This is a genomic window from Candidimonas sp. SYP-B2681, from assembly GCF_003971065.1.
Classification (GTDB): domain Bacteria; phylum Pseudomonadota; class Gammaproteobacteria; order Burkholderiales; family Burkholderiaceae_B; genus Pollutimonas.
In genome coordinates, this window is sequence record NZ_RYDV01000006.1 from 281,140 (window position 1) to 303,682 (window position 22,543).

At 56.6% G+C, this 22,543-nt stretch carries 23 protein-coding genes; 11 read left to right on the forward strand and 12 right to left on the reverse strand.

The features are described 5' to 3' along the window. The first annotated feature begins 83 nt into the window (after positions 1 to 83). Complete coding sequence (locus EKL30_RS14230; protein WP_126707885.1) at positions 84 to 998, forward strand: LysR family transcriptional regulator; 915 nt, start codon at positions 84 to 86, stop codon at positions 996 to 998. Positions 999 to 1,059: 61 nt separating this feature from the next. On the opposite strand, the gene EKL30_RS14235 is transcribed toward EKL30_RS14230, so the two are convergent. The 3 genes from EKL30_RS14235 to EKL30_RS14245 all read right to left on the reverse strand — a co-directional run bounded on the left by EKL30_RS14235 (position 1,060) and on the right by EKL30_RS14245 (position 4,271). Continuing rightward, a complete protein-coding gene (locus EKL30_RS14235) occupies positions 1,060 to 1,956 on the reverse strand; it encodes a LysR family transcriptional regulator (protein ID WP_126707886.1) in 897 nt (298 codons plus the stop codon). Positions 1,957 to 2,088: 132 nt separating this feature from the next. Next, positions 2,089 to 3,111 (reverse strand): acyl-CoA dehydrogenase, encoded by a 1,023-nt coding sequence (locus EKL30_RS14240; RefSeq protein WP_126707887.1) that lies wholly within the window; start codon positions 3,109 to 3,111, stop codon positions 2,089 to 2,091. Between the two features lie 8 nt (positions 3,112 to 3,119). Continuing rightward, complete coding sequence (locus EKL30_RS14245; RefSeq protein ID WP_126707969.1) at positions 3,120 to 4,271, reverse strand: acyl-CoA dehydrogenase family protein; 1,152 nt, start codon at positions 4,269 to 4,271, stop codon at positions 3,120 to 3,122. 351 nt (positions 4,272 to 4,622) lie between these two features. On the opposite strand from EKL30_RS14245, the gene EKL30_RS14250 reads away from it, so the two are divergent. Both EKL30_RS14250 and EKL30_RS14255 read left to right on the forward strand, forming a co-directional pair. Then, positions 4,623 to 5,417, forward strand: a complete 795-nt coding sequence (locus tag EKL30_RS14250; protein WP_126707888.1) for a crotonase/enoyl-CoA hydratase family protein — start codon at positions 4,623 to 4,625, stop codon at positions 5,415 to 5,417. A 200-nt stretch (positions 5,418 to 5,617) separates the two neighbouring features. Then, on the forward strand, positions 5,618 to 6,856 hold the full coding sequence (locus tag EKL30_RS14255; protein ID WP_126707889.1) for an MFS transporter: 1,239 nt from the start codon (positions 5,618 to 5,620) through the stop codon (positions 6,854 to 6,856). Between the two features lie 19 nt (positions 6,857 to 6,875). On the opposite strand, the gene EKL30_RS14260 is transcribed toward EKL30_RS14255, so the two are convergent. The 3 genes from EKL30_RS14260 to EKL30_RS14270 all read right to left on the reverse strand — a co-directional run bounded on the left by EKL30_RS14260 (position 6,876) and on the right by EKL30_RS14270 (position 9,689). Beyond that, positions 6,876 to 7,868, reverse strand: a complete 993-nt coding sequence (locus tag EKL30_RS14260; RefSeq protein WP_126707890.1) for an Ldh family oxidoreductase — start codon at positions 7,866 to 7,868, stop codon at positions 6,876 to 6,878. 46 nt (positions 7,869 to 7,914) lie between these two features. Continuing rightward, positions 7,915 to 8,841, reverse strand: a complete 927-nt coding sequence (locus tag EKL30_RS14265; RefSeq protein WP_126707891.1) for a hydroxyacid dehydrogenase — start codon at positions 8,839 to 8,841, stop codon at positions 7,915 to 7,917. 98 nt (positions 8,842 to 8,939) lie between these two features. Further along, a complete protein-coding gene (locus EKL30_RS14270) occupies positions 8,940 to 9,689 on the reverse strand; it encodes a GntR family transcriptional regulator (RefSeq protein ID WP_126707892.1) in 750 nt (249 codons plus the stop codon). Positions 9,690 to 9,907: 218 nt separating this feature from the next. Between EKL30_RS14270 and EKL30_RS14275 the strand changes: the two genes are divergently transcribed. The 3 genes from EKL30_RS14275 (at position 9,908) to EKL30_RS14285 (ending at position 12,529) form a co-directional block, all read left to right on the forward strand. Next, positions 9,908 to 10,189 carry a UxaA family hydrolase gene (locus tag EKL30_RS14275; RefSeq protein WP_126707893.1) on the forward strand — a complete coding sequence of 94 codons (282 nt, stop codon included), beginning with the start codon at positions 9,908 to 9,910 and terminating at the stop codon, positions 10,187 to 10,189. 41 nt (positions 10,190 to 10,230) lie between these two features. Further along, positions 10,231 to 11,406: a UxaA family hydrolase gene (locus EKL30_RS14280; protein ID WP_126707894.1), complete on the forward strand. Its 1,176-nt coding sequence runs from the start codon at positions 10,231 to 10,233 to the stop codon at positions 11,404 to 11,406. Between the two features lie 109 nt (positions 11,407 to 11,515). After that, positions 11,516 to 12,529, forward strand: a complete 1,014-nt coding sequence (locus EKL30_RS14285) for a tripartite tricarboxylate transporter substrate binding protein (RefSeq protein WP_126707895.1) — start codon at positions 11,516 to 11,518, stop codon at positions 12,527 to 12,529. Positions 12,530 to 12,708: 179 nt separating this feature from the next. Here EKL30_RS14285 and EKL30_RS14290 read toward each other — a convergent pair whose 3' ends face one another. Both EKL30_RS14290 and EKL30_RS14295 read right to left on the reverse strand, forming a co-directional pair. Further along, the gene (locus EKL30_RS14290) at positions 12,709 to 13,695 is read right to left on the reverse strand and encodes a tripartite tricarboxylate transporter substrate binding protein (protein ID WP_158618423.1); all 987 of its coding nucleotides are present in this window, start codon (positions 13,693 to 13,695) and stop codon (positions 12,709 to 12,711) included. 96 nt (positions 13,696 to 13,791) lie between these two features. Further along, positions 13,792 to 14,466, reverse strand: a complete 675-nt coding sequence (locus EKL30_RS14295) for an RraA family protein (RefSeq protein ID WP_126707897.1) — start codon at positions 14,464 to 14,466, stop codon at positions 13,792 to 13,794. A 178-nt stretch (positions 14,467 to 14,644) separates the two neighbouring features. Between EKL30_RS14295 and EKL30_RS14300 the strand changes: the two genes are divergently transcribed. The 3 genes from EKL30_RS14300 to EKL30_RS14310 all read left to right on the forward strand — a co-directional run bounded on the left by EKL30_RS14300 (position 14,645) and on the right by EKL30_RS14310 (position 17,417). Next, entirely contained in the window at positions 14,645 to 15,631 is a 987-nt protein-coding gene (locus EKL30_RS14300) for a LysR substrate-binding domain-containing protein (protein WP_126707898.1), read from the forward strand. A gap of 142 nt (positions 15,632 to 15,773) precedes the next feature. Next, a complete protein-coding gene (locus tag EKL30_RS14305) occupies positions 15,774 to 16,580 on the forward strand; it encodes an aspartate dehydrogenase (protein WP_126707899.1) in 807 nt (268 codons plus the stop codon). 51 nt (positions 16,581 to 16,631) lie between these two features. Further along, positions 16,632 to 17,417, forward strand: coding sequence for an SDR family oxidoreductase (locus tag EKL30_RS14310; RefSeq protein WP_126707900.1), 786 nt, complete (start codon positions 16,632 to 16,634; stop codon positions 17,415 to 17,417). Positions 17,418 to 17,597: 180 nt separating this feature from the next. Here the strand turns inward: EKL30_RS14310 and EKL30_RS14315 are convergent, their stop codons facing one another. Next, the gene (locus EKL30_RS14315) at positions 17,598 to 18,038 is read right to left on the reverse strand and encodes a CBS domain-containing protein (protein WP_126707901.1); all 441 of its coding nucleotides are present in this window, start codon (positions 18,036 to 18,038) and stop codon (positions 17,598 to 17,600) included. A gap of 120 nt (positions 18,039 to 18,158) precedes the next feature. On the opposite strand from EKL30_RS14315, the gene EKL30_RS18855 reads away from it, so the two are divergent. After that, on the forward strand, positions 18,159 to 18,308 hold the full coding sequence (locus EKL30_RS18855) for a hypothetical protein (protein WP_158618424.1): 150 nt from the start codon (positions 18,159 to 18,161) through the stop codon (positions 18,306 to 18,308). A gap of 86 nt (positions 18,309 to 18,394) precedes the next feature. On the opposite strand, the gene EKL30_RS14320 is transcribed toward EKL30_RS18855, so the two are convergent. Then, on the reverse strand, positions 18,395 to 19,741 hold the full coding sequence (locus EKL30_RS14320) for a flagellin (RefSeq protein WP_158618425.1): 1,347 nt from the start codon (positions 19,739 to 19,741) through the stop codon (positions 18,395 to 18,397). 388 nt (positions 19,742 to 20,129) lie between these two features. Here EKL30_RS14320 and EKL30_RS14325 point away from each other — a divergent pair, with 388 nt between their 5' ends. Next, complete coding sequence (locus tag EKL30_RS14325; protein WP_233583143.1) at positions 20,130 to 21,257, forward strand: FAD-binding oxidoreductase; 1,128 nt, start codon at positions 20,130 to 20,132, stop codon at positions 21,255 to 21,257. Here the strand turns inward: EKL30_RS14325 and EKL30_RS14330 are convergent. Together EKL30_RS14330 and EKL30_RS14335 are read right to left on the reverse strand one after the other, a co-directional pair. Next, a complete protein-coding gene (locus tag EKL30_RS14330) occupies positions 21,226 to 22,155 on the reverse strand; it encodes a LysR substrate-binding domain-containing protein (RefSeq protein ID WP_126707904.1) in 930 nt (309 codons plus the stop codon). The two genes, EKL30_RS14325 and EKL30_RS14330, sit on opposite strands and share 32 nt — an antisense overlap. 16 nt (positions 22,156 to 22,171) lie before the next feature. Further along, positions 22,172 to 22,528, reverse strand: a complete 357-nt coding sequence (locus EKL30_RS14335; RefSeq protein WP_126707905.1) for a RidA family protein — start codon at positions 22,526 to 22,528, stop codon at positions 22,172 to 22,174. Positions 22,529 to 22,543 lie beyond the last annotated feature (15 nt).

Here is a 22,543-nt window from a genome sequence, read left to right on the forward strand (position 1 = left end):
AGCATTATTGCGACAGGCGCAAAACTGGATAGAAATCCAAGATAGAGAGCTCTGCTAAAGAGTACACACGGGGAAGACAGACGATGGATGAATTCAAGCACATCAGGACCTTTATCAAGGTGGTGGAAGCAGGCAGCTTCTCTGCCGCGGCTCGTGATGTGTCGTCCGTGAGTTCAGTAGCGCGACAAGTGAAAGGGCTGGAAGAACAGCTCGGCGTTCGGCTGCTTAATCGCAATACCCGTAACCTTTCGCTGACGGATGCCGGCCGCCGCTTCTACGAACGTGTGGTGATGATCGCCCGTGATCTTGATAATGCAACAGCAGAGGTAACGTCGCTACAGGACGACGTCAAGGGACTTTTGCGGGTATCGCTACGCGTTGCCGTCGGCACGACCATCGTTGTACCGGCTCTACCGAAGTTCCTTGCGCAGTATCCCGAACTTCACTTAGAGGTCCTCCTGACTGATGAACGCCGCGACCTGATCGCGAACAAGATCAACGTCGCGATGTGGTTAGGCCATATCCCGGACGTCGATATCGTTGCCCGGCGACTGAGCCCCAGCCGCCGTATCGTGTGCGCTTCGCCCGCATACCTTGAGAAGCACGGGGTTCCCACAGCCCCCGCCGACTTACGCCATCACAGCTGTCTATTATTCACGGCGCCGTCCTATCGCGGACAATGGAGTTTCACCCGGGAGGGAGTCGTAGAGGAGGTACAGGTGAGCGGAAGTATAAGTTCTGACAATGGTCTGGTCCTGCGGTCTGCAGGACTGGCCGGGCTCGGGCTAAATGTTTTCCATGAATGGATGGTGCGCGATCTACTTGCCGACGGCCGCATGGTGCGAGTGCTCAGCGATTACACCGTCAACCCTCGGCCGGGCGAGGCAGAGCTGAGCGCCGTCTACGCATCAAGCCGTGGATTATCGCGCTCAGTCAGATTGTTTGTTGATTTTCTAGTGGAAACGTTTGCTGCCGGGTCAGAAGTGCAGAGGCCCTGAACCTGGGGCGGAGTGTTTCGCGCACTCAAGGCACGCCTTGCATCGGGCACGCCACACCATCCTACGTTTGTTGATAGACGCTTGCTGCCACGTCGCAAAAATTGCGGATGGCGGCAGTTTCAGTCAGGGAATTCCAGGCCAACGAAATACCGATGGATGCGCTCGCAGGAAAATCAGAGAGCGATTTATAAACCAGCTGCTTACTTGTAAAGCGGCGGCTGACCGATGGCACCAGTGCCACACCCAACCCCGCCTCGACAAGACCGAGTACGGTCTGGACCTGCACCGCTTCTTGAGATACGCGTGGTGTGAATCCGGACAACTGGCAGGCGTGAATCGCAGCCATGCGCAAGCCCGCAGCATCAGACGCCGCATATAAAATGAAATCCTCTTCGGACAAATCCTTGAGCTTTAGCACCGAGCGCGTAGTCAAAGGGTGTGATTTCGGCATAGCGAGAACGAAATCTTCGGTTTGCAAGGCCAATAAACGAATGCGCGAAATCGAGGAAACAGGGACGCGCACCACGCCAACGTCCAAACTCTCGTCTTCCAACTTCTGCATGATCTGAATGGAAGTCGCTTCCCGTAGTACCAGCTGCACTGCCTGATAGCGCTGCCGAAACTGCGACAAGATAGAGGGCAGAATGGCATGTGTGGCAGAACCCACGAAGCCCACCCGCAATACTCCGCCCTCGCCCGTCGACGCGGCAACTGCTGCCTGTTTGAATTGCCCCGCATGGAATAGCGCCCGCCGGGCATCAGCCAGGGCCGCCTCGCCGCTTTCTGTCAACTTCACGCCGTCCTTTCCGCGTGAGAACAGCGCTACTCCCAATTCTGACTCGAGCTTACGTATTGAGACCGACAGCGGTGGCTGAGACATGTGCAGCTTTTCCGCCGCCCGACGAAAGTTCAGGGTTTCAGCAAGAACGACGAATTGCTGTAGATGTCGAAAATCCATAAGGCTTGGCACCTAGACGCAATAGTAATATTGAAATGATATCAAAATGATCAATAACAATATTGAGTCCGTACCAGCCCATACGATGACAATGGAGTGCCGCTTTCAGCCCTTCCAGCGCTTTAGCCGCATTTATTGCCGAACTGACGAGAGCTCTTCGCAAATGAACGACAGCGCGGTGTGTTGCGTTTTCTGCAACAACTGCGTGCCTATCTGGTTATACCAATAGGTCTCGGTACCGGCCGCAAGCCGCCATTCCCGAAGCCGCCGTGTATATAGCTGCAGGTCGTACTCTTCGGTAATGCCGATCGCGCCATGCACGGCGTGACCGATATCGGCGATAGGCACCGCCGCTTCACTACAGCGGCTTTTACCAATCGCGGCTCGCATGAGCGTCGGTGCCCATCCACGCCCGCTACATGCCAATTGGGCCGCCATGCGTGCCGCCCAAGTACGTTCGGCCATGATACTGATCTGGTTCTGAATCGCCTGAAAACGCCCGATATTCTTGCCAAACTGCATTCGTTGATTAGCGTAGTCCAAGGTGAGCTGCAGCACACGATTGGCCGCGCCTGCCAGTAAAGGGGCATAGCTCGCGGCAGCCAACCCAGCCAGACTGATGGCGGGCGAATAGTCAGGGACAAGCGTAATCCCCCCCGTCGGCCAACCGGGCCAACGCAAGCTTGCATTCGAACTGCCATAGCCGGATTCCAAGCGAACCTCAGCAGCGCTGGCTGGCAATAAGACTGTCTTTCCGTCAGTCTGCGTAAGCACCCAAGCCGCCACACGTCCGAACGATACCGCATCGGCTTCGATAGCGTCGCCCACCTTTTGCACGCCAAAGCCGGCTATTGCGATGGGCCCCGATGGCGCCCTGATGCCACCCGCGTTCAACCAGGCACGTGCGAGCATGGTCTGCACAAAAGGAACTGGAACCGCATGCTGGCCCGCCGACAGGAACAGCGGGAAAGCCTGGTCAAGCGACAGGCCTGCCCCATCGGACTCCTCGGGCAGCAAGGCATCAAGAAAGCCGGAGTCCTCAAGGGCTTGCCAGAGCGAATCGGCACTCCCCCCTTCTTCTATGTCGCGTATGACCTGCGGGGTAGCAACCTGGGCAAACAGGCGTTCGACCGAATCTGTGAATAAAGTATCCATGACAACTCCTAACGCAATCCCAGACCGCGCGCAATGATGCCGCGTAAAATTTCACGAGTACCGCCACGCAACGAAAACGAGGGGGCCAGCTGCTCTAGATAAACCAGTGTTCTGCGCAACGATGCTGGAATCGGGGTCTCGGGCGAAGCGCCCAGCACATCGCCGATAATCCTCGGAATCGCCTGTTCGATTTCTGTACCCAAATCTTTGACCAAGGTGGCTTCAAGGGCCGGATTTTCGCCACGAACGAGTTTCGCCGTCAACGAAATCGACATCGACCGAAGTACAGCAAGCCATGAAACAATCGCGCCAAGCGCCGCAACGGTATGCGCGTCAGAAATGCCTACATGCCGGCAATGCAAAAGCCAGCTTTCAAGCAACACCATGCTGGAGTACAGCCTTTCTGGGCCGCTACGCTCGAAGGCCAGTTCGGCATTGACCTGCGCCCAGCCATCGCCTTCGGTGCCAATCAGGGCATCGGCAGGGCATTGAACATTATCAAAGAACACCTCCGAAAAATGTGCATCGCCTGCCATGTCCTTGATGGGACGAACGGTCACACCCGGCAGCTTCAAATCGATAATGATTTGCGAAAGACCCTTGTATCGATCGGCGGTATCGCCTGACGTGCGGACCAGAGCGATCATGTAATGCGAATGCTGTGCATTGGTCGTCCAGATCTTGCTGCCATTCAGCGTCCAACCGTGTTCGGTTCGCGTCGCCCGGGTTCTGATGCTGGCAAGATCCGAGCCGGAGTCAGGTTCACTCATGCCTATACAGAAAAAGGCTTCTGCGTTACTGATGCGGGGCAGATAAAACTGCTTCTGCGCTTCGGTACCATATTTAAGAATTAACGGTCCACTTTGCCGATCGGCAATCCAGTGCGCCGAAACCGGTGCGCCTGCTGCAAGAAGCTCTTCCGACAGGACGAAACGCGCGAAGGGACCGTTACCCGCACCACCATACTGAGTGGGCAAAGTCAGACCCAGCCATCCGCGTTCTGCCAGGCGGCGGCTGAAGTCTGCATCGAACCCCATCCAGGACCGTGCGCGGACATCGGGGTCTAAATGGCCTATCGTGTCGTTGAGAAAAATGCGAATTTCAGCGCGCAGCGCTTCATCCTCCGCAGGAATGTCACTGAGCTCAAGCGTATCGATCATCATGGCAAGGTATTCTCGTATCAGCGGACCCGGCGCGCGCGAGAATTGCGCCACCCGGATCGGTGGGACTTCAGGCTTTGGCCCCTACTATCAACGCTTTATCGTCTACCTGTCTAATATTATTTGTTGAGAAGTCGATACGCATTCAGTATCAACACCCCGCGCACCAGCGATATCGTTTAGGTATCGCCCATGAAAAAAATAATATTGGAGCAATATGCACCGAACCCTTACACTCGGCCACATTGAATAAGGCGATATCGCCGGCGGCATTCCCTTCGATGAAGACAGGCACTTACCGAAGGGCCGGCCATGCACACTAAAAATTCAGAAACTGACGAAGAGCTACCTATGAATTCAATACTGCATTTCGAACAGGACGACCATGGCATCGTCACGCTGACCATGGACTACCCACCTACCCGAAACGCCCTGACCGGCAACACGATGGTAGACGCCTATCTGGCAGCATTTCAACGTATTCAGACCGAGCACACCGCTCGCGCCGTAATCATTACCGCTGCAGGCAGTGTGTTTTCTTCGGGCGGCAGTATCGACGAAATGGAACGCCAGCTTCGGCCGGAATTTGAAAGCATGGCATTGCGCCATGAGTACCGCGAGGGCATACAGCGACTACCTCTCGCTTTGTACAACCTTGAAGTGCCGACCATCGCCGCCGTCAACGGCCCGGCGATCGGCGCAGGATTCGATCTAAGCTGTATGTGCGATATCCGCATAGCATCTGAACACGCCAGCTTTGCCGAGAGCTTTGTAAAGCTCGGCATCGTTCCGGGCGATGGCGGGGCCTGGTTCCTGCCTCGTCTGATTGGCATGTCGCGCGCGGCTGAAATGACCTTGACCGGCGACGCCATCGACGCCCAACAGGCCCTTGCGTGGGGCTTGGTCTCTAAAGTCGTACCCGCCGATGAATTGCTGAACGAAAGCCGCAAGTTGGCGCGACGCATCGCGGCAAATCCCCCCGAGGCGGTGCGCATGAGCAAACGACTGCTGCGCGAAGGACAGCACAGCCGCCTTGATTCCTTACTAGAGCTATCTGCTGCGTTCCAGGCCATGGCTCATAAATCCAGGGACCACGAGCTTGCGGTGCAAGCGTTCATGGAAAAGCGGTCTAAACCAAAGGCTTGATGCAGTCACGCCCATACCGCTTCACCAGCCGCTGTGGATCCAGTGGCTATGAAGCGTCTGGGCCACACCATCACGCTCCGGCAGCGGCAATGCGAGCTTACGGCTCAGGCAGTAAAATGCGGGTTTACCCGTAGCCAGATCGATTCCCTGCCCTTGCAGAACTCGCATCAAAGGCCTTAACTGCAACCGTTGCCCAAACCATGTCTCAGCTCACACCCAAAGCCAAGCCACCTTCCGTCGGCTTGGTCATATTCGCACTGGCGATAGGCGCATTCGCCATCGGAACCACCGAATTCGCCACGATGAGCTTGCTGCCGTACTTCGCCAAGGATCTGCAAATTGATGCGCCGACGGCAGGTCACGTGATCAGCGCCTACGCATTAGGCGTGGTCGTGGGGGCCCCGATCTTGACCGTACTGACAGCACGCATCCCACGCCGTACGCTATTGCTCTGGCTAATGGCGATGTTCGCCCTGTTCAACGGTTTGTCTGCCTTTGCGCCGACTTACGAATGGCTGCTGGTCCTGCGCTTTTTAAGCGGGCTGCCGCACGGCGCCTACTTTGGCATTGCATCGCTGCTCGCCGTGTCGCTGGTACCTCTCAATAAACGCAATCAGGCGGTCGGGCGAATGTTTCTGGGCTTGACCGTCGCCACCATTATTGGTGTCCCGTTCGCTAACTGGCTGGGGCATGCAATCGGCTGGCGCTGGGGATTTGGACTGGTGGCCGCGACAGGTTTGCTGACCGTGGCGCTGATCGCCAGACTGGCCCCCAACACCCCGGCCTCTCCCGGTGCCAGTCCGCTGCGTGAACTGGGAGCGCTCAAGCATGGGCAAGTGTGGCTGACGCTCGCGGTTGGCGCGATTGGCTTTGGTGGTCTGTTTGCTGTCTATACGTACCTGGCCGACACCTTATTGCTGGTCACGCGCGTGTCTCCTGGCTTGGTCCCACTGGTGCTCGGCATTTTTGGTGTGGGTATGACCCTCGGCAACATTGTCGTGCCCTGGTTTGCCGATCGTGCCCTCATGCCTACGGCTGCGGGCTTATTGCTCTGGAGCGCTGCCGCCTCGGCCCTCTTTACCGTGACGGCCGGGAATATATGGGGAATCTCGATCACCGTCTTTTTGATCGGAATAGGTGGCGCACTGGGTACCGTGCTGCAAACCCGGCTGATGGACGTCGCAAAAAACGCACAAGGCCTGGCTGCGGCGTTGAATCACTCGGCATTCAATTTCGCCAACGCGCTCGGGCCGCTACTGGGCGGTATGGCCATCGCCCGCGGCTACGGATGGACATCACCTGGCTGGGTGGGCGCCCTTTTGGCCCTGGGCGGTTTTGTATTGCTCCTGCTATCAGTCTGGCTCGATCGCGCGCATCGAGCAACGTCAAGGGTGATACCCGGGATGGCCCTGCCCGCCATGGAAGTAAAGGAGCGCTAGGCGCGCTGATCTGGCAGAGTCAGGCATAAAGTTCTTGAATGACGGCATCGGAGACTTCTATGCCACCCGCAGCCGAGCAAGCGGCAAGCTGCAAGCGGCGAGCACCCGGGATCCGCACCTGTTCATCCGCAAGCATCGCCTCGATAAGCGCTTCCACCCGTTCAAAATAGACGTCGGTGCCGGCCAGGGCCGACGGGTCGATAACCAGGAATACGTGGCCCAAGTTAGGCCGGTTTCCTTCAGGACTGAAAAAGGAATCGGCTTCATAAGAAAACGCCGCGCCAGTCAGGGACACACACAGCAGCTCCACCATCAGCGCGAGCATTGCCCCCTTCACCCCGCCGACCGGGCACATCATGCCGTCCATCCCAGCTTTAGGGTCCGTGGTCGGATTGCCATCTTTGTCCAACGCCCACCCCAGCGGAATCGAACGGCCTTCGCGCGCAGCCACCATTAGCTTGCCGCGCGCGACCTCGGATAAAGAAAGGTCTATGCTGACCGCATCGCCATCGCGGCGAGGAAACGCAGCGGCAACAGGATTGGTGCCGAACAGGGCACGCGTGCCGCCTGGCGCGGGCATGGCCGCAGGCGAGTTGCTGAATGCGAATCCCACCATGCCGGCTTGCGCCGCAGCCTGCAGATGCATCGCGGCCACGCCAAAGTGATGACTGCGTGTCACCCCGGCAAAACCGACAGCGTATTGACGCGCGCGGCTGATGGCCTCGTGCATGGCCAGCTCGCAAGCCGGGAAGGCCAGGCCATCATCGCCGTCAATCAAGACACCCGCTCCGCGCTGGGCACGGATAATAGGAACGGCATCACCTTTGACTCGTCCGCTGCGCAGGTGCGCCGCATACTGACCGGCCCGCGCCAAGCCGTGCGAACTCATTCCCTGGGCCTCTGCCGCGACCAGCGCCCGAGCAGTGCTAAGGGCCATTTTCGGTGAAGCGCCGGCTCGTTCCAACGCCTTGGCTACCTGCGAAACGAGTGAATCGATTGTGTGCAACGCCATTCTGCCTTCCTCTTTATCTATTTGAAACGGGCCTGACCCCGAAGATTTAGTTGTTTAAGGATTTAGCGACTTCGTCGGCGATCATCTGGCTGACGCGCTGGTTGGATTCGGCCGTAACACCGGCAATATGCGGCGTCAGGATCAAATTGGGTACGTCAGCAAAATGATTCTCGGCCGTGAGAGGTTCGTCGCTAAAGACGTCCAGCGCGGCCCCCGCCAGCCTGCCTTCTTTCAGCGCCATGGCCAGCGCGGCCTCGTCTACGATGCCGCCCCGCGCGGTATTGATGAGTACGGCATCGGGTCTCATCCTGGCAATGGTTTCAGCATCGAACAGATTGCGCGTACTGTCGACGAGCGGAACGTGAAGGCTCACGACGTGCGCCTGATCCAGCAATTGGCTCAAGTCGACGGGTTGCACGCCGGCTTCGTCCCACACAGGCGAAGCTGCGGAAACGCCGGGATCGTGGGCAATGACCGTAAAGCCCAAGCCCTGCGCCAGACTGGCCGTGAGTCGCCCGATACCGCCGAAACCCACCAAACCCAATACCTTACCGCCAGACTCATGCCCTTCGGAGAACTGGTTGCGTGGCCATGACCCCTGTGCCATTTGTGAGCTTGAAAGGAAACTCCGGCGCAGCAGCATCATTGCCGACACAATGACATATTCGGCCACGGCTCGTGCATTCGCCCCAGTGGCGGGTATTACCTTGATGTTTCGGCTGGCGCAGGCCTGCACATCGATATTGTCCAAGCCTACCCCCAGGCGCCCCACCACCTTGATACGGGGTGCCTCGGCCAGCAAGCTGGAATGAACCTGAGTGCGATTGCGCACAATCAAGCCATGCGCGTCTGTCAAAGCCCTGCGCAACGCATCGGGCTGATCGACCAATGCAGGATCGTAAACCACATCAAAATTGCGCTGCAATTGCGCCACTGCCGCCGCACCCATGAACTCGGAAATAATAATTTTCATGTTGTCTCCCTGTTATGGAGCAGATCGTATCCGGCCCCTCCACACCATGTCAACTAAATGATATATATGATGTGAAATACGGAAGAGACATTCAACGATCAGGTCACAATATGTTCCTGGCCGATATATTCATAATGCTGTGTATTGACCTTGGACACACGCCATTCCACTGGCGTCTGATGAAAGGAATAGGCCACGCGCCGAAGCTCCAGTAAGGCGGTTCCCTGCTCTACCGACAGTAGATCGGCGTGGTCGGCGTCCGCCAGCGACACTCGCACACGTTCATCGGTGGCGATGACATTAATACCGAACATCTGCTGGTAAAAACTGTAGAGCGTACTGGGGCGGTCGCGCAGCTGCTGCTTTGTCAGCCCGCTGAACATGACGTCCCACACCGAGATCGTATCGACGATTACCTTCTGACCATGCAGCGTCAGCACGTTAATGAATTCGAACACATGCGCTCCGGCGCGCAGTTGCAGCTTCTCGCACACTTCGGCGCTGGCCTTTACGTGGCGGAAACGTTGAAGCGTCGTGGTGGGATAAGACTTTTCGCCGTCCTGTCGAACCACCCTGAAAAACTTGAAGAAATGCTGATTCTGAGAATGAATGGCCACAAAAGTGCCTCGCCCCTGATGACGGACGAGGATATTTTCCATAACCAGTTCGTCAATGGCTTTGCGCAACGTGCCGATAGACACTCCGAAGCGCTCGGAAAGCAGTTTTTCCGGGGGAATGGCATCGCCCTGCTTCCACTCGCCTGACGACAGCGCCGCGAGCACGGCGCGCTTGACCTGCTGGTAGAGCGGGACGCCTGAAGGACTTAACTGAGATAGCGTAGGACCCATGGCTTATTCCAAATTGGTGAGGCGCGGCATCCGTGAACACACGCATTGACACTGCATGTACGGCTCGCCGCATAAGCCGGAATCATACCTTATATTAATCATCTAGATGATATGCTTGACATAGATGTTGTCCACGAATAAGATTCTTCGCACGCGATGCCGCACGGCCATCCAATGCGTCATGCCGGCGGTTCTTTTTTTAAACGAGAGGAATAAAAATGATTCATGCCGTATTGCACGATTCCAAAGACACGGTCGCCGTTGCGGTTGTGGAAGGGATACAGGCCGGTACAGAACTGACCGCCTGGATCATGGACGAAGACAAGCTCACACACGTCAAGGCGCAACAAGACATCCCTATCGGCCATAAGGTCGCACTAAAAGACATGAATGTTGGCGACACCGTATATAAGTACGGCGTCGATATCGGCAAGGTGGTGGCCCCCATCAAGGCCGGCGATCATGCCCACGTACAAAACATAAAGACGAAGCGCTGGTAAGCCTCTACCCCATTCATCCAACGGTAACAAAGGAGCTCAATATGGCTGTCATTTCCGCCAACACCACATTCATGGGGTATCGCCGCGATAACGGACGCGTCGGCGTGCGCAACCACGTCATCGTCCTGCCGGTCGACGATATCTCCAACGCCGCCGCCGAAGCCGTCGCCAACAATATCAAGGGCACACTGGCGCTGCCCCACCCCTATGGCCGCCTGCAGTTCGGCGAAGACCTCGACCTGCACTTTCGTACACTGATCGGTACAGGCAGCAATCCCAACGTTGCGGCCGTGATCGTGATCGGCATTGAAGAAGGCTGGACCAAACGCATCGTGGACGGCATTGCTGCTACCGGAAAACCCACCGCTGGCTTCAGCATCGAACTGAACGGCGACCATGAAACCATCATGCGCGCATCGCGTAAGGCCAAGGAATTCGTGCACTACGCGACGGGCCTAAGCCGGCAGGAATGTCCCATTAGCGACCTGTGGGTGTCCACCAAATGCGGCGAATCGGACACCACATCGGGCTGTGGCGCTAACCCGACCGTAGGCAATGCATTCGACAAGCTATATGCCTTGGGCAGCACATTGGTATTCGGCGAAACATCTGAAATTACTGGCGGCGAGCATATCGTTGCCGACCGCTGTTCAAACGACGAAGTACGCGAGCGCTTCATGTTCATGTTTAACCGCTACCAAGACATGATCAATCGGTGGAAGACCAGCGACCTGTCGGAATCGCAACCCACCAAGGGAAACATTGCCGGCGGCCTGACCACCATCGAAGAAAAAGCGATGGGCAATATTCAGAAAATCGGCAAGAAATGCATCGTGGACGGCGTGCTGGACAAGGCCGAAATACCTACCGACAAGGGCCTGTGGTTCATGGACTCTTCCTCGGCCGCTGCGGAAATGGTCACGCTGTGCGCCGCATCGGGCTATGCCGTGCACTTTTTCCCCACAGGGCAAGGCAACGTCATCGGAAATCCGATTCTGCCTGTGATCAAAATCTGCGCCAACCCCCGCACGGTACGCACTATGTCGGAACACATTGACGTGGACACCTGCGGCCTATTGCAGCGCGAGATCGACCTGGACCAGGCCGGCGACAAGTTGCTGGAATGCATGTTGGCAACGGCCAATGGCCGCTGGACGGCAGCCGAAGCGCTGGGCCATCGCGAATTCGTATTAACCCGCTTGTTTGAAAGTGCCTGACCCCGGATCATAATGCACGCCCGTTCTTACGCCCACGATTGTGCAAAGTAAGGACGGACTCAGTTCATCATTCCAATAAAAAATGTAATACAACAAAGGAGGTTGAGACATGAAAGACATTACTTCCCGGCCCTGTGCCGATCCCGTTCGCCGCCGGCTGCTACAGGTCGCCGGTGCAGCAGGCCTTACCAGCTTGGTGCCAGCCGCAGCGCTGGCTGCGACGCCTGACACCTGGCCTGGCCGCCCGATCAACTATGTTGTACCTTTTGCACCGGGCGGCTTGACCGATGTTGCGGCCCGAACCGTGGCGAAAACCTTGAGCGACGCTCACGGCTGGAATATCGTCATCGAAAACAAGTCAGGCGGCAGCGCCAACATTGGGGCCGCTTACGTCGCCAGAGCCGTGCCCGATGGCCACACCTGGTTGGCCATTACGCTCACCCATGCATCCAACGCAACATTATTCGCGGGCCGGGCGGGCTACGACCTACTCAAAGACCTGGTTCCCGTAGCAGGCCTGGCCGCATCCTCAATGATGGTCGTCGTTAATGCCAAGAGTCCTATTCGCAGCATTGCCGATCTGAACAAAATTGCAAAAGAGCGAAGCTTGAACGCTGGTTCCAGCGGCAACGGCACGCCGCCGCATCTCACCTTGGCCCTGTACCAAAAACTGACCGGCAATACGTTGATACATATCCCGTATAAAGGCGGCACACCTTCGATGACCGACCTCATGGGCGGCCATCTTGATGTTATTTTTTCCAACTATCCCGAGTCCTTGCCCCATGTGAAAAGTGGTGCTCTGCGAGCACTGGCGGTCACCACCACGAAACGCAGTCCCGATTTGCCAGACGTTCCCACGGTGGCGGAAGCAGGATTACCAGAGCTGATCGTCGAGAACATGACTGGCGTACTGGCTACAGCCGGCACGCCCGATGCCATTGTGCAAAAGATCGGCAAGGCGATCGTAGCGCAGGTAGGTACGCCCGCCATGCGCCAGTCCATGATCAATATGGGCTTCATCCCGCAACCCCGCGGCCCGGCTGAATTCAAGCAGCATCTGGAAAGCGAGGTTAAACGCTGGCATGACATCATCAAGAGTGCGGGCATCACCGTTACCTGAGGCATCGTGAACCAACGTTCGACCCTGACGCCTGATCCCAAGCACCTTTGCGGCAACATCCTTAGATCAACTTGGTGGAAAGCAGCAGGAGTCGAACCTACTTGGCAACGTCTTGAAAAAGCCCTTGATCTACAAGGGCTTGATATGGAATGCGTTCGAAAGCGTCCGAACGTCAAACTTCAATTAACGCTGATCTTCGCTTTTGTAATGACGTCGCCCCAGAGTTTGATTTCAGCCTCGACAAAATCGGCGAATTGCTTGGGTCCATCTGGATACGCGTCTATACCCCGTTGGCGCAAATCCTGCTTGACATCGGGCCGCGCAAAGACTCGGCGCAAGGCGTCGCTCACTTTACTGCTGACTTCAGCCGGTACACCAACGGGTGCGAATAGGCCAAACCATAGCGTTGCTTCGTAGTCGGTAATTCCCTGTTCGTGGAAGGTTTTCACGTCCGGCAACACCGCCGATCGCTGCAGCGTCGTTACACCTAAGGCTTTCACGCGCCCAGACTGCACAAACGGAAGTGCTGTCGGCAAGGGCTCCAATAGCAAGTCTATTTGCTTACCCATCAGGTCGGTCATCGCGGGCGCGCCACCGCGGTACGGTACATGCATCCATTGCGAGCCAGTGCGCAGCTTCAATAGTTCGGTTTGGATATGATGGCTGGTGCCAGCCCCGGCGGACCCGTAATTGATCGCAGCGGGATCTTTTTTGTCGGCGGCTACCAATGCGCCCAGGTCACTCCAGGGGGAATCTGCCGCGGTGACCGCAATACTCGGAGCAGACGCAATACCCCCCAGGGCCACCAAATCCTTGCTCGGCGAATAGCCGACATTCTTATACAGATGCGGTGCTACAGCGATTGTGCTGGTAGCACCCAATAATAGGGTGTAGCCGTCGGCTTGACTGTTCACCGCGCTCATGGTTCCTATGGTTCCACCCGCGCCAGCACGGTTTTCAACGATGACACTCGTCTTGAGCTCTTCACCCAGATAGGTGGCGGTAAGGCGCGCCACGGTGTCATTGATGCCGCCAGCCGGAAACGGGACGATCATTTTTATCGCCCTGTCCGGCCAAGCGTGCGCCGTGCTCATCACACCACAAGCCAGTGCAAACATTGTCGTTTTTATAACCTTGCGCAATAGTGCGCCGGAACTGTTTTTCATGTTCATTGCCTCCTCCATACGAGTTCACTTCATTCACACCGCCGCGTTGGCATATATTTGCCAATCGCGACGGCGAGGTATGCGGTTTACTGACGCTTAAACGTGGCCATACTTATCCAGCGCTTCTGCCAAAGACATGCCCTGGCTCAAGCTTGCACGGATATCAATTTCTTGCTGCGTCAGCTGCTCGGACTTTTGCAGCACTTCGTCCACAACGGCCTGTGGGATCACCAGAGCGCCATCATCGTCACCGAGAATGAAGTCACCGGGAGCGACCGCGACCCGGCGACCCGTGGCGCCTTCCATGAAGACCGGCACGTTGCACGCGGTGACCTTCCAGCGGCTGATCGACTGCACGGGAGTGCGGAAGCGACCAAACACAGTGAAGCCCAGAGCGTTGATCCAGCGCGTATCGCGCAGCCCGCCGTCTACAATGGCGCCGACGCTACCCTTTTCTTTCATGCCAATGGCGATAAGCTCACCGAAATAGCAGATGCCATCGCCGTCGCCCGACCAGACCGATACGTCGCCGTCTGACAAGCCGGCACACGCCTTCATCTTGTCGGCATCGCCACCGAAGCCATACGGTGTCATCTGACCGCGTATGGTGTAGGCCCATCCAGCCAGGCGCTCACCCCCGGTTTGGTGCTGAAACCCAGCCGCGAGACCTTGGTCCGGATAACCCATTTCGTCTAATACGTCTGCGACGTTCGATGTATCCACCTTCAAAAAGCGTTCACGAACGGATTTTTTATATTCCTGATTTACCATCACCTGCTCCTTCCTATATAAAACGCCGAGCGCGGCATCGGCCAGCGGTGGCGACCGCGGCATATTTTTATGTTAGAGGTGCACCCATTGCAGGACAAACGATTTAAAGTGTACGAAGCTATTAGCGCAGCTAATAGCGGCTATTTACCTTACTTTTCCCCGCTTTTGATGGATACACATGACTAGACGTCTTCCGCCTTTACTGGCCACGCGACACTTCGAAGCCGCCGCCCGGCATCTATCTTTCACCTTGGCCGCGGAAGAACTCTTCGTTACGCAAGGGGCCATCAGCCTACAGGTCCGCAAGCTGGAGGAATTCCTGGGAACGCCTCTGTTCATTCGCCACGCCCGCACTGTCGAACTCACGAACCAGGGCAAGCAATACTACGAGGCATGCCGCATTCTGCTCGAGGGTCTTGAACTTGCCACTCGCAATCTGACGAACCCGACTCATCACGAGACGCTTACCGTCAGCACGATTCCGACGATAGGCACACTATGGCTGATGCCGCGCCTTGCGTCGTTTGCATCCGAGAACCCGGACATCGAAGTACGCGTCGTATCAGACATCCGGCCGGTCGATATGCAGTCCCACAATATCGACGTGGCGTTGCGAGTGGGAAAGCTGCCGGGCCAACGCTATCCGTCGCACTTCCCCACCGTGAATCTGGTGATGTTGCAATCGTGGACCGATATCGAGGCAGATTTGCTTTTCCATGATGTCATGGTTCCCATTGCATCGAAGCAGTGGTATGCGACCCAGCCTCCCATCGAAGAAATCACTGACTTTAAAACGGCATCGCTGGTCCATACGGCAAGCCGCCCCCATGCGTGGCGTGACTGGCTAAAAGCCTATGGTGTCGACTATTCGCCGACCGGTAATGAGCCGGAATACGGCCATTTTTATATTGCGCTGGGCGCAGCACAGGATCACAAAGGCATTGCATTGATTCCCGATGTTTTGCTGCAGGGCTATCCCGGGCGCAACGAGTTCGACGTGCTGATGCCCGAGATACACCGAGTTCGAAGCGCTGGCGACTACTATTTGCTTACTCGCACGTCTTCGCGAAAACATTCCGCCATTCAGAAATTTCGCAATTGGATATTGGAACAGGCGCGCCTAACCGTTGAAAATAGCGCAATCCAGTCCAGCATTAGCCTGTAGCGCGAGCGCGCATTTTTCACAAGCTATTAGCCAGGCTAATCGCTGGACTGATAACAAATCGTTTGTTCGTGCAATATCTCTTTCTTAGAATGAAGTCGGTCGCCTTCAAGGCCGAATAACTTTGTAGAACAGGGATGAACAGATGGAAAATATACGCGTAGGCCTGGCCGGCTTCGGTGCGATCGGCCGCTCGATCGCACGCCAGATTAACCAGGGTATAGATGGTGTCACGCTAGCAGCCGTAGGCGTTAGAGACCCTGCCGCCCCGCCCGACTTTGACTGGGGTGGCCAAGGCAGCCCAACGTTCACGCGACTAGAAGACCTGGAGCCCCACTGTGACATCGTCATCGAATGCGCTCCGGCCCAATACCTGTCAGCCATTGCGACGCCAGTTCTGCGGGCGGGCAAAAAGCTCATCTCGCTCAGCAGCGGTGCGCTGCTTGCCAGCCCGGAACTCGTTGATCTGGCACGAGAGCACGGCGGTCAAATCCTGGTGCCATCGGGTGCCATCCTAGGTCTTGACGCCATTCTGGGAGCAGCCGAAGGGAAGATTGAGTCGGTCAAGATGACGTCCCGCAAACCCACCAAGGGTTTCATCGGAGCGCCCTTCCTGGAACAACAAAACATTGATGTTTTGAACTTGAAAGAGCCGACTTTGATTTTTTCTGGCACGGCGCGCGAAGCGGCCGCAGGTTTCCCGGCCAACCTGAACGTGGCGGTCAGTGTATCGCTGGCAGGTGTGGGTCCCGACAAGACACTCCTGGAAGTCTGGGCCGATCCCACACTCGAGCACAACACGCACCGTATCGAAGTCATTTCCGACTCGGCATTGCTGTCAATGGAAATCCAGAACATCCCGTCGGAAAATCCGAAAACCGGCCGCATCACCGCGCAAAGCGTCATCGCCATGCTGCGTAAATTGCGTGCACCGCTAAGCGTCGGCACTTGATGCCTCGCGATCACGCATCCCATAATTAATTCATTCGAAGGGAATCCGATCATGGATCTTGGTTTAAACAAAAAAGTCGCTCTGGTACATGGCGCAGGAGGTGGCTTGGGGAGCGCGGTAGCGCAAGCCCTTGCCTCTGAAGGGGCGACCGTCGTTGTCAGCGACATTAATGCAGACATGTTGCAGCGAACGTGCGAAGCCATAGAAAAGGCCGGCGGCAAAGCCATTGGCAAAGTCTGGGACCTGGCGCAATTGGGGCTTTTTAAACAGTGGCATAGGGAAATCGTCGACACCGTCGGCGCCATCGATATTCTGTTTAACAACACCGGCGGCCCACCTCCAAGCCTGGTACAGAATGTCGAACGAGGCATCTGGGAGCAGCACTTTTCCGAGATGGTGCTTTCGGTAGTAACAATGACCGACCTCGTCCTGCCCCACATGAAGACGCAGGGCTGGGGGCGAATTATCACCAGCGCCTCGTCGGGGGTGGTCGCACCCATTGCAAACCTGGGCCTGTCGAATTCCTTGCGTAGCGCTTTGGTCGGTTGGTCCAAGACGCTGGCGCGCGAAGTCGGCGCCGACGGAATCACCAGCAACGTCATCATCCCGGGCCGCATCGCCACCGCGCGTATCGTTTCCCTGGATGAAGCCAAAGCCGCACGCGAAAGCCGCAGCTATGACAGCGTAGTCAGCGAAAGCACGGGCTCCATCCCGGTAAAACGCTATGGAAAACCGGAAGAGTATGGCGCTGCAGCGACTTTCTTGGCGAGCGAACAGGCGTCGTACATTACGGGGTCGATCATTCGCGTAGATGGCGGGCTGATCGCGAGTATCTAGCACCGCATAGCTGGTGAACCTCAGAAAAAGGGTTCAAACAGTCAAAGCCTGAGGTTCACCTAGACTCGTCGAGGCGATCGGTTTTCTGGGGGTGTGGTGACTTCCTCGCAACGGCACACTACAAGCTCTGTACGCAAACGCTAAATCGCCGTGAGGTTTGAGGCATGTACGACCATCCGCTTAACCCTTTGCCCCTTGAATATACCGTTCGAGCTGGTCGATAATGAATTGCTGCTCGGAAATAATGTCCTTCACCAGATCGCCGATAGAAATAATGCCGACCAGCTCGCCTTTGTCGAGGACGGGCAAGTGGCGCAAGCGATTTTCGGTCATCAAGGCCATGCACTCCTCGTTGCTTTGGTCCAGGCTGACGTACATAACAGGGGCGCTCATGATGTCTTTTACCCAGGTGGTTTCTGGGGAGCGCCCCAACACTTCCACCTTTCTGACATAATCGCGCTCGGTAAAAATTCCGACGATTTGCTCGTCCTGGGTTACCAATAACGCCCCGATGCCTTTTTCAGCCAAAAGCCTGATCGCGTCCATTACGAGCGCCCCGGGGGAAATGCTGTGGACCGCCCGAGTCTGTTTGGCTTTTAGAATTTGTGCGACTGTGTGCATGACGGATCACCTTTTACGAGAATCAAGGTTGGAATTACATATTCGGCGAATTATAGGACCCTGACAAGGGCTTTTTGGCACAAGGCGTCAGACTTTTATTTTGTCGAACAGGATGTGGGCATGGAGGTTATACCCAGCAAAGGGTCCATCATCGGGCAGGACAAAGGCGAGCCGATACGCACTTTATTTGATAACGCCGTGCTGATCATGCCAACATTGCCTCGCTTTGCAGCCGATACCATCGTTCGCTTCGGACAATACGAGTCGTAGTCCAGGAAGCTTCAGATGTCTATTAGTTGAATCCGGCATTCAGGCACAACCTCCTGAATACCTGCCTGCATGACCTGACCCTACCGTCAGGTCAGCAAAGACAGCACTTGCCGGGGATGCTGGTTTGCTTGCGCCAACACGGCCGCACCAGCTTGCTGAAGAATTTTGCTGCGCGTCATGCGGGAAACTTCCTGGGCGTAATCAGCGTCTTCAATGCGGGACCGGGCCTGCGTAAGACTGATATTGGCATTTTGGTGACCGATAACGATGGACTCCAGCCGGTTCTGCGCTGAACCTAAATAGCTACGGTAGGCGCTAAGCTCGGCGATGGCGGCATCGATCTTCATCAACGGTTCCGCGGTTGATGGAGTCTGTCTAACGATAGCGATATCGTTAGCGCGTGGGCCGCTTAAGACGAACGGCCCACCGTTGCGCGCAAAAGCCTTGCCTTGGAAATCATAGTAAAGCACCACCTTACCGTCGGGTGTCATACCGCTTTTAGCGATAATGGTCGCCTCGGTAGCGCGCTGCGGCACAGACACCCCATTGTCCGGATCGATGAAGGTTCGCCCTTTATGGGAGGTAATAACCAGCGTTGCCGTTCCCTTGGCGAAATCCAGCTGAAGTGATTTGTCCTCCTCTATCATGTAGTGGTCGCCGAGTTTGGCGATGAAGTACCCCTGTACTTCAGCACCGCTAAGCGGGTCGATCACCCGATGAATCGTGACTTCCGCCGGAGTCGTCCCGTAATAAGCAGCAGCTTGTTCCAGGTTGAGTACCGTATCCCAGTGCGTGACACCGTTCACCTGCAGTTTATAGCTGCCTGCGTTCACGCCGGTACCCGCGTGGGTTGTCTGTATTGGTGGGCTTAAAGGCAAAGGGTTGCCGCCCTCGACGATGCGGAAAGGAAAAAGGCCATTCTCCAGGCCCAACGCCGTCAAGTCCAAGGCACGCAGGTTGAAAGGAAAGACATCGGCTTCAGTATTGTTTGGGCCGACCTGCATGCAAAGCGACCCCGTGTTGCGTAGCAGTTCAATGCCATTAAAGCTCGTGTTCTGAGATATATCTTGAATTTGGGCTAGCCGCTGGTCTACCTCGTGTTGGATGGTGTGCCGGTCCGATGCGCTAAGGGTGCCATTTCCGGCTTGTACGACAAGCTCCCGGACCCGCTGCAGGGCTGCATTCATCTCGTTTACCCCCGCCTCTGCTGTTTGCGCCATGCCTATGGCGTCCATTGCATTGCGCTGAGCTTGATCGCGGCCGCGTACTTGGCTGGTTATGCGATTGGCAATGGCCAGCCCCGCCGCATCGTCTTTCGCCGAGTTAATGCGCAAGCCAGAGGATAATCGTTCAATCGCTTCAGACAACGACTTACCCGACCCGCGCAGGGCCTGCTGCGAGAGTAAAGCGGTTAGGTTGGTCTGGATCTTCATGGCGTAAACAAGCCGCGGCCCAAGGCCGCCTTTTCGGGGAGCTAAACTTCGGATAGTGGCAAGCGGGATGGCGTCTATTGACGCGGCTGCCTCCCTGTTTACGACCATCGACCCCACTTTCTTTACCGCTACTCGGCCTTTAAATTGTAAATGTCCCCTGACTAATCAGGACCTTACTCAATTCGCTTGGACCGGGCGACATGATCCGACATGTGACTCCTATGTCCCGACGAATTGCGTCGCTATTCACAAAGCCCTTCATACCAATTATGTATGAAGGCAAAAATCTAATGATTCGCCTTCGCGGAACAACGCCAGTAAAGTGAACGTCATGGGCTCTTTGCCCACTGGCATACCGGCATGCATGAACACGAATAGGCTTGGGAAAGTGGAACAAAAAACGTTCGACGTGGTGATTATTGGTGGTGGCATTCATGGCTGCGCCAGCGCATTTTTTCTTGCGCGTCGAGGGCTACGCGTTGCCGTCCTCGAAGCAGATTATTGTGGCCGCCATGCGTCAGGCGTGAACGCGGGGGGCGTACGCACCCTGGGGCGCCCTTTGGCCGAAACACACCTTACGCTGGCCTCTTGCGATTTGTGGCACGACTTGAAAGACCTCATTGGCGACGATGCGGGGTTTGTTGCACAGGGGCAGATCAAGGTCTCCGAGACGGATGACGAAGTACAGATTTTGCGCGATCGCGTCAGCATGCTGCAGTCTCATGGCTTTACTCACGAGGTATTGGTCGACAAAGAGACGGTTCGTGAACTGGTACCGGCGATTTCAGACCACGTGACGGGCGCAATCTGGGTCGAGCGCGACGGCTTCGCCCTGCCCTATCGTGCGGTGACCGCCTTTCGGCGGGCCGCCGAAGCGCATGGCGCAGTCATTCACGAAAACTGCCGCGTCGAGAACATTACGCAGGGTGCATCCAAATGGCGAGCGACAACCAACAAGGGCATATTCGAGGCCGAGTACCTGGTGGTGGCGGCCGGCGCCTGGTCGGGTTATGTCGCGCAAACCCTGGGCGAAACCGTGCCCGTCACCCCGGGCGGCCTGATGCTGATGGTCACGCAACGCTTACCTCACTTTATTGAACCCGTGGTCGGCGCCACCAGCCGCGGTTTATCGTTCAAGCAGTATGACAATGGAACGGTGGTGATTGGCGGCGAGTTGCATTGCGGCGTCGACATCGAGGCTGCCCATGCGGAACTGGACTTCTCGCGCCTGGCGAACAGCGCAAAAATCGTGACCGATCTGTTTCCCTTTCTGGAGCACGTGTCCATCAATCGCGCGTGGTCCGGGATAGAAGGCTTCACGCCCGATCACACCCCCATACTCGGGCCGAGCACAGCGGCTTCCAAGCTCATTTACGCCTGCGGCTTTTCATCCAGCGGCTTTCAATTGGGCCCGGCATCGGGGCGAGCCGTATCCGAGCTTATCCTGGATGGTGCCAGCCAGGTGCAGATCGATGGCTTGTCGCTCAGTCGGTTTTCAAAGGCGACTGCGTTGTAAGCTCGCGCATGTACTCGGCGAGAAGCTGGCGCACGACATCCAGAAACTGCTGCGCCAGTATGCTGGCTGGCCGATGGCTGGGGCTCAGCAGATAAACGGGAAACTCGACGCGGGGCTCGAGGGGTTTCAGCACCAGCCCTTGCGCGATAAAGTCCTTCGCGACCAATGGATTGACCACGCTGACGCCCACGCCGTGAATGACCATGCAACAAATGGTGGCGAAGAACTCGGTTTCGACCAACATACTTCGGCTAATGTGCAAATCCTGGAATAGGGAATCCACGCGCTCGCGCATGCCATCGTGGTGCGATAACGAAATAAACGATTCACCCCCCAGATCGCTTGCCTGAATAACAGAGCGATCGGCCAAACGATGACCGGCGGGCAGGGCGCACATGCCGCGGATATCCGCCAACTTTTCGACCTTGACCGCGTTGGAGTTGCCGCCACTGGCATAGACGGCCAGCGCGACATCGCACAATTGCGAAGCAATCAGCTGTTCCAGCGTAGCGGAGTTATTAGTGCGCACCGACACGGTGACGCCGGGACAGATTTCAGAAAAGCGTTTGACGGCGCGAGCAATGAACCCCAATCCCAGCGCGGGCGCCGTAGCGATACGCAGCCTGCCAGATCCGAAACGCTTAATATTGTTCGCGGAGTCCGCCAGGGTTTTAAGCCCCAGGTAATATCGTTCGACTTCTACTAGAAACGCGATGGCCTCATCGGTAGGAGCGAGCTTGTTCCCCGTCCGCTCGAACAACTTCATATCCAGATCGTATTCCAGATGTGAAATCAACCGGCTGACATTCGGTTGCGTCGTGTGGATGTCACGCGCCGCAATCGTCATCGAGCCGGAAAGCATCACGGCCCGGAAAGCCTCGATACTCTTGGGGTTCATTGATTCCTTCGGCTACTTATGCCTGCGATGCCGTGACGATGATTTCCACCAGCAGATCACCGCGGGCCAGCTTTGATTCGCCGGTTGCTCGTACGGGCGCAACCCCCTTGGGCAGCCAGGCATCCCATACCTCGTTCATGCCTGCGAAATCGCGCTCGATGTCCTTGAGCCAGATCTGGGCCGACAGCATGCGCGTGTTGTCGGTGCCGGCCTTGGCCAGATAGCTGTCGATCTTGTCAAGCACCTGCTTGGTTTGCCCCTTGATATCTTGCGTCGCGTCACCCGCGGTCAGTCCGCCAATGAGCACGGTGCCGTTATGAATGACGACGCGGCTCATGCGTTCGTTGGTTTCGATGCGAGTGATGTCTGACATGGATGATCTCCGTGG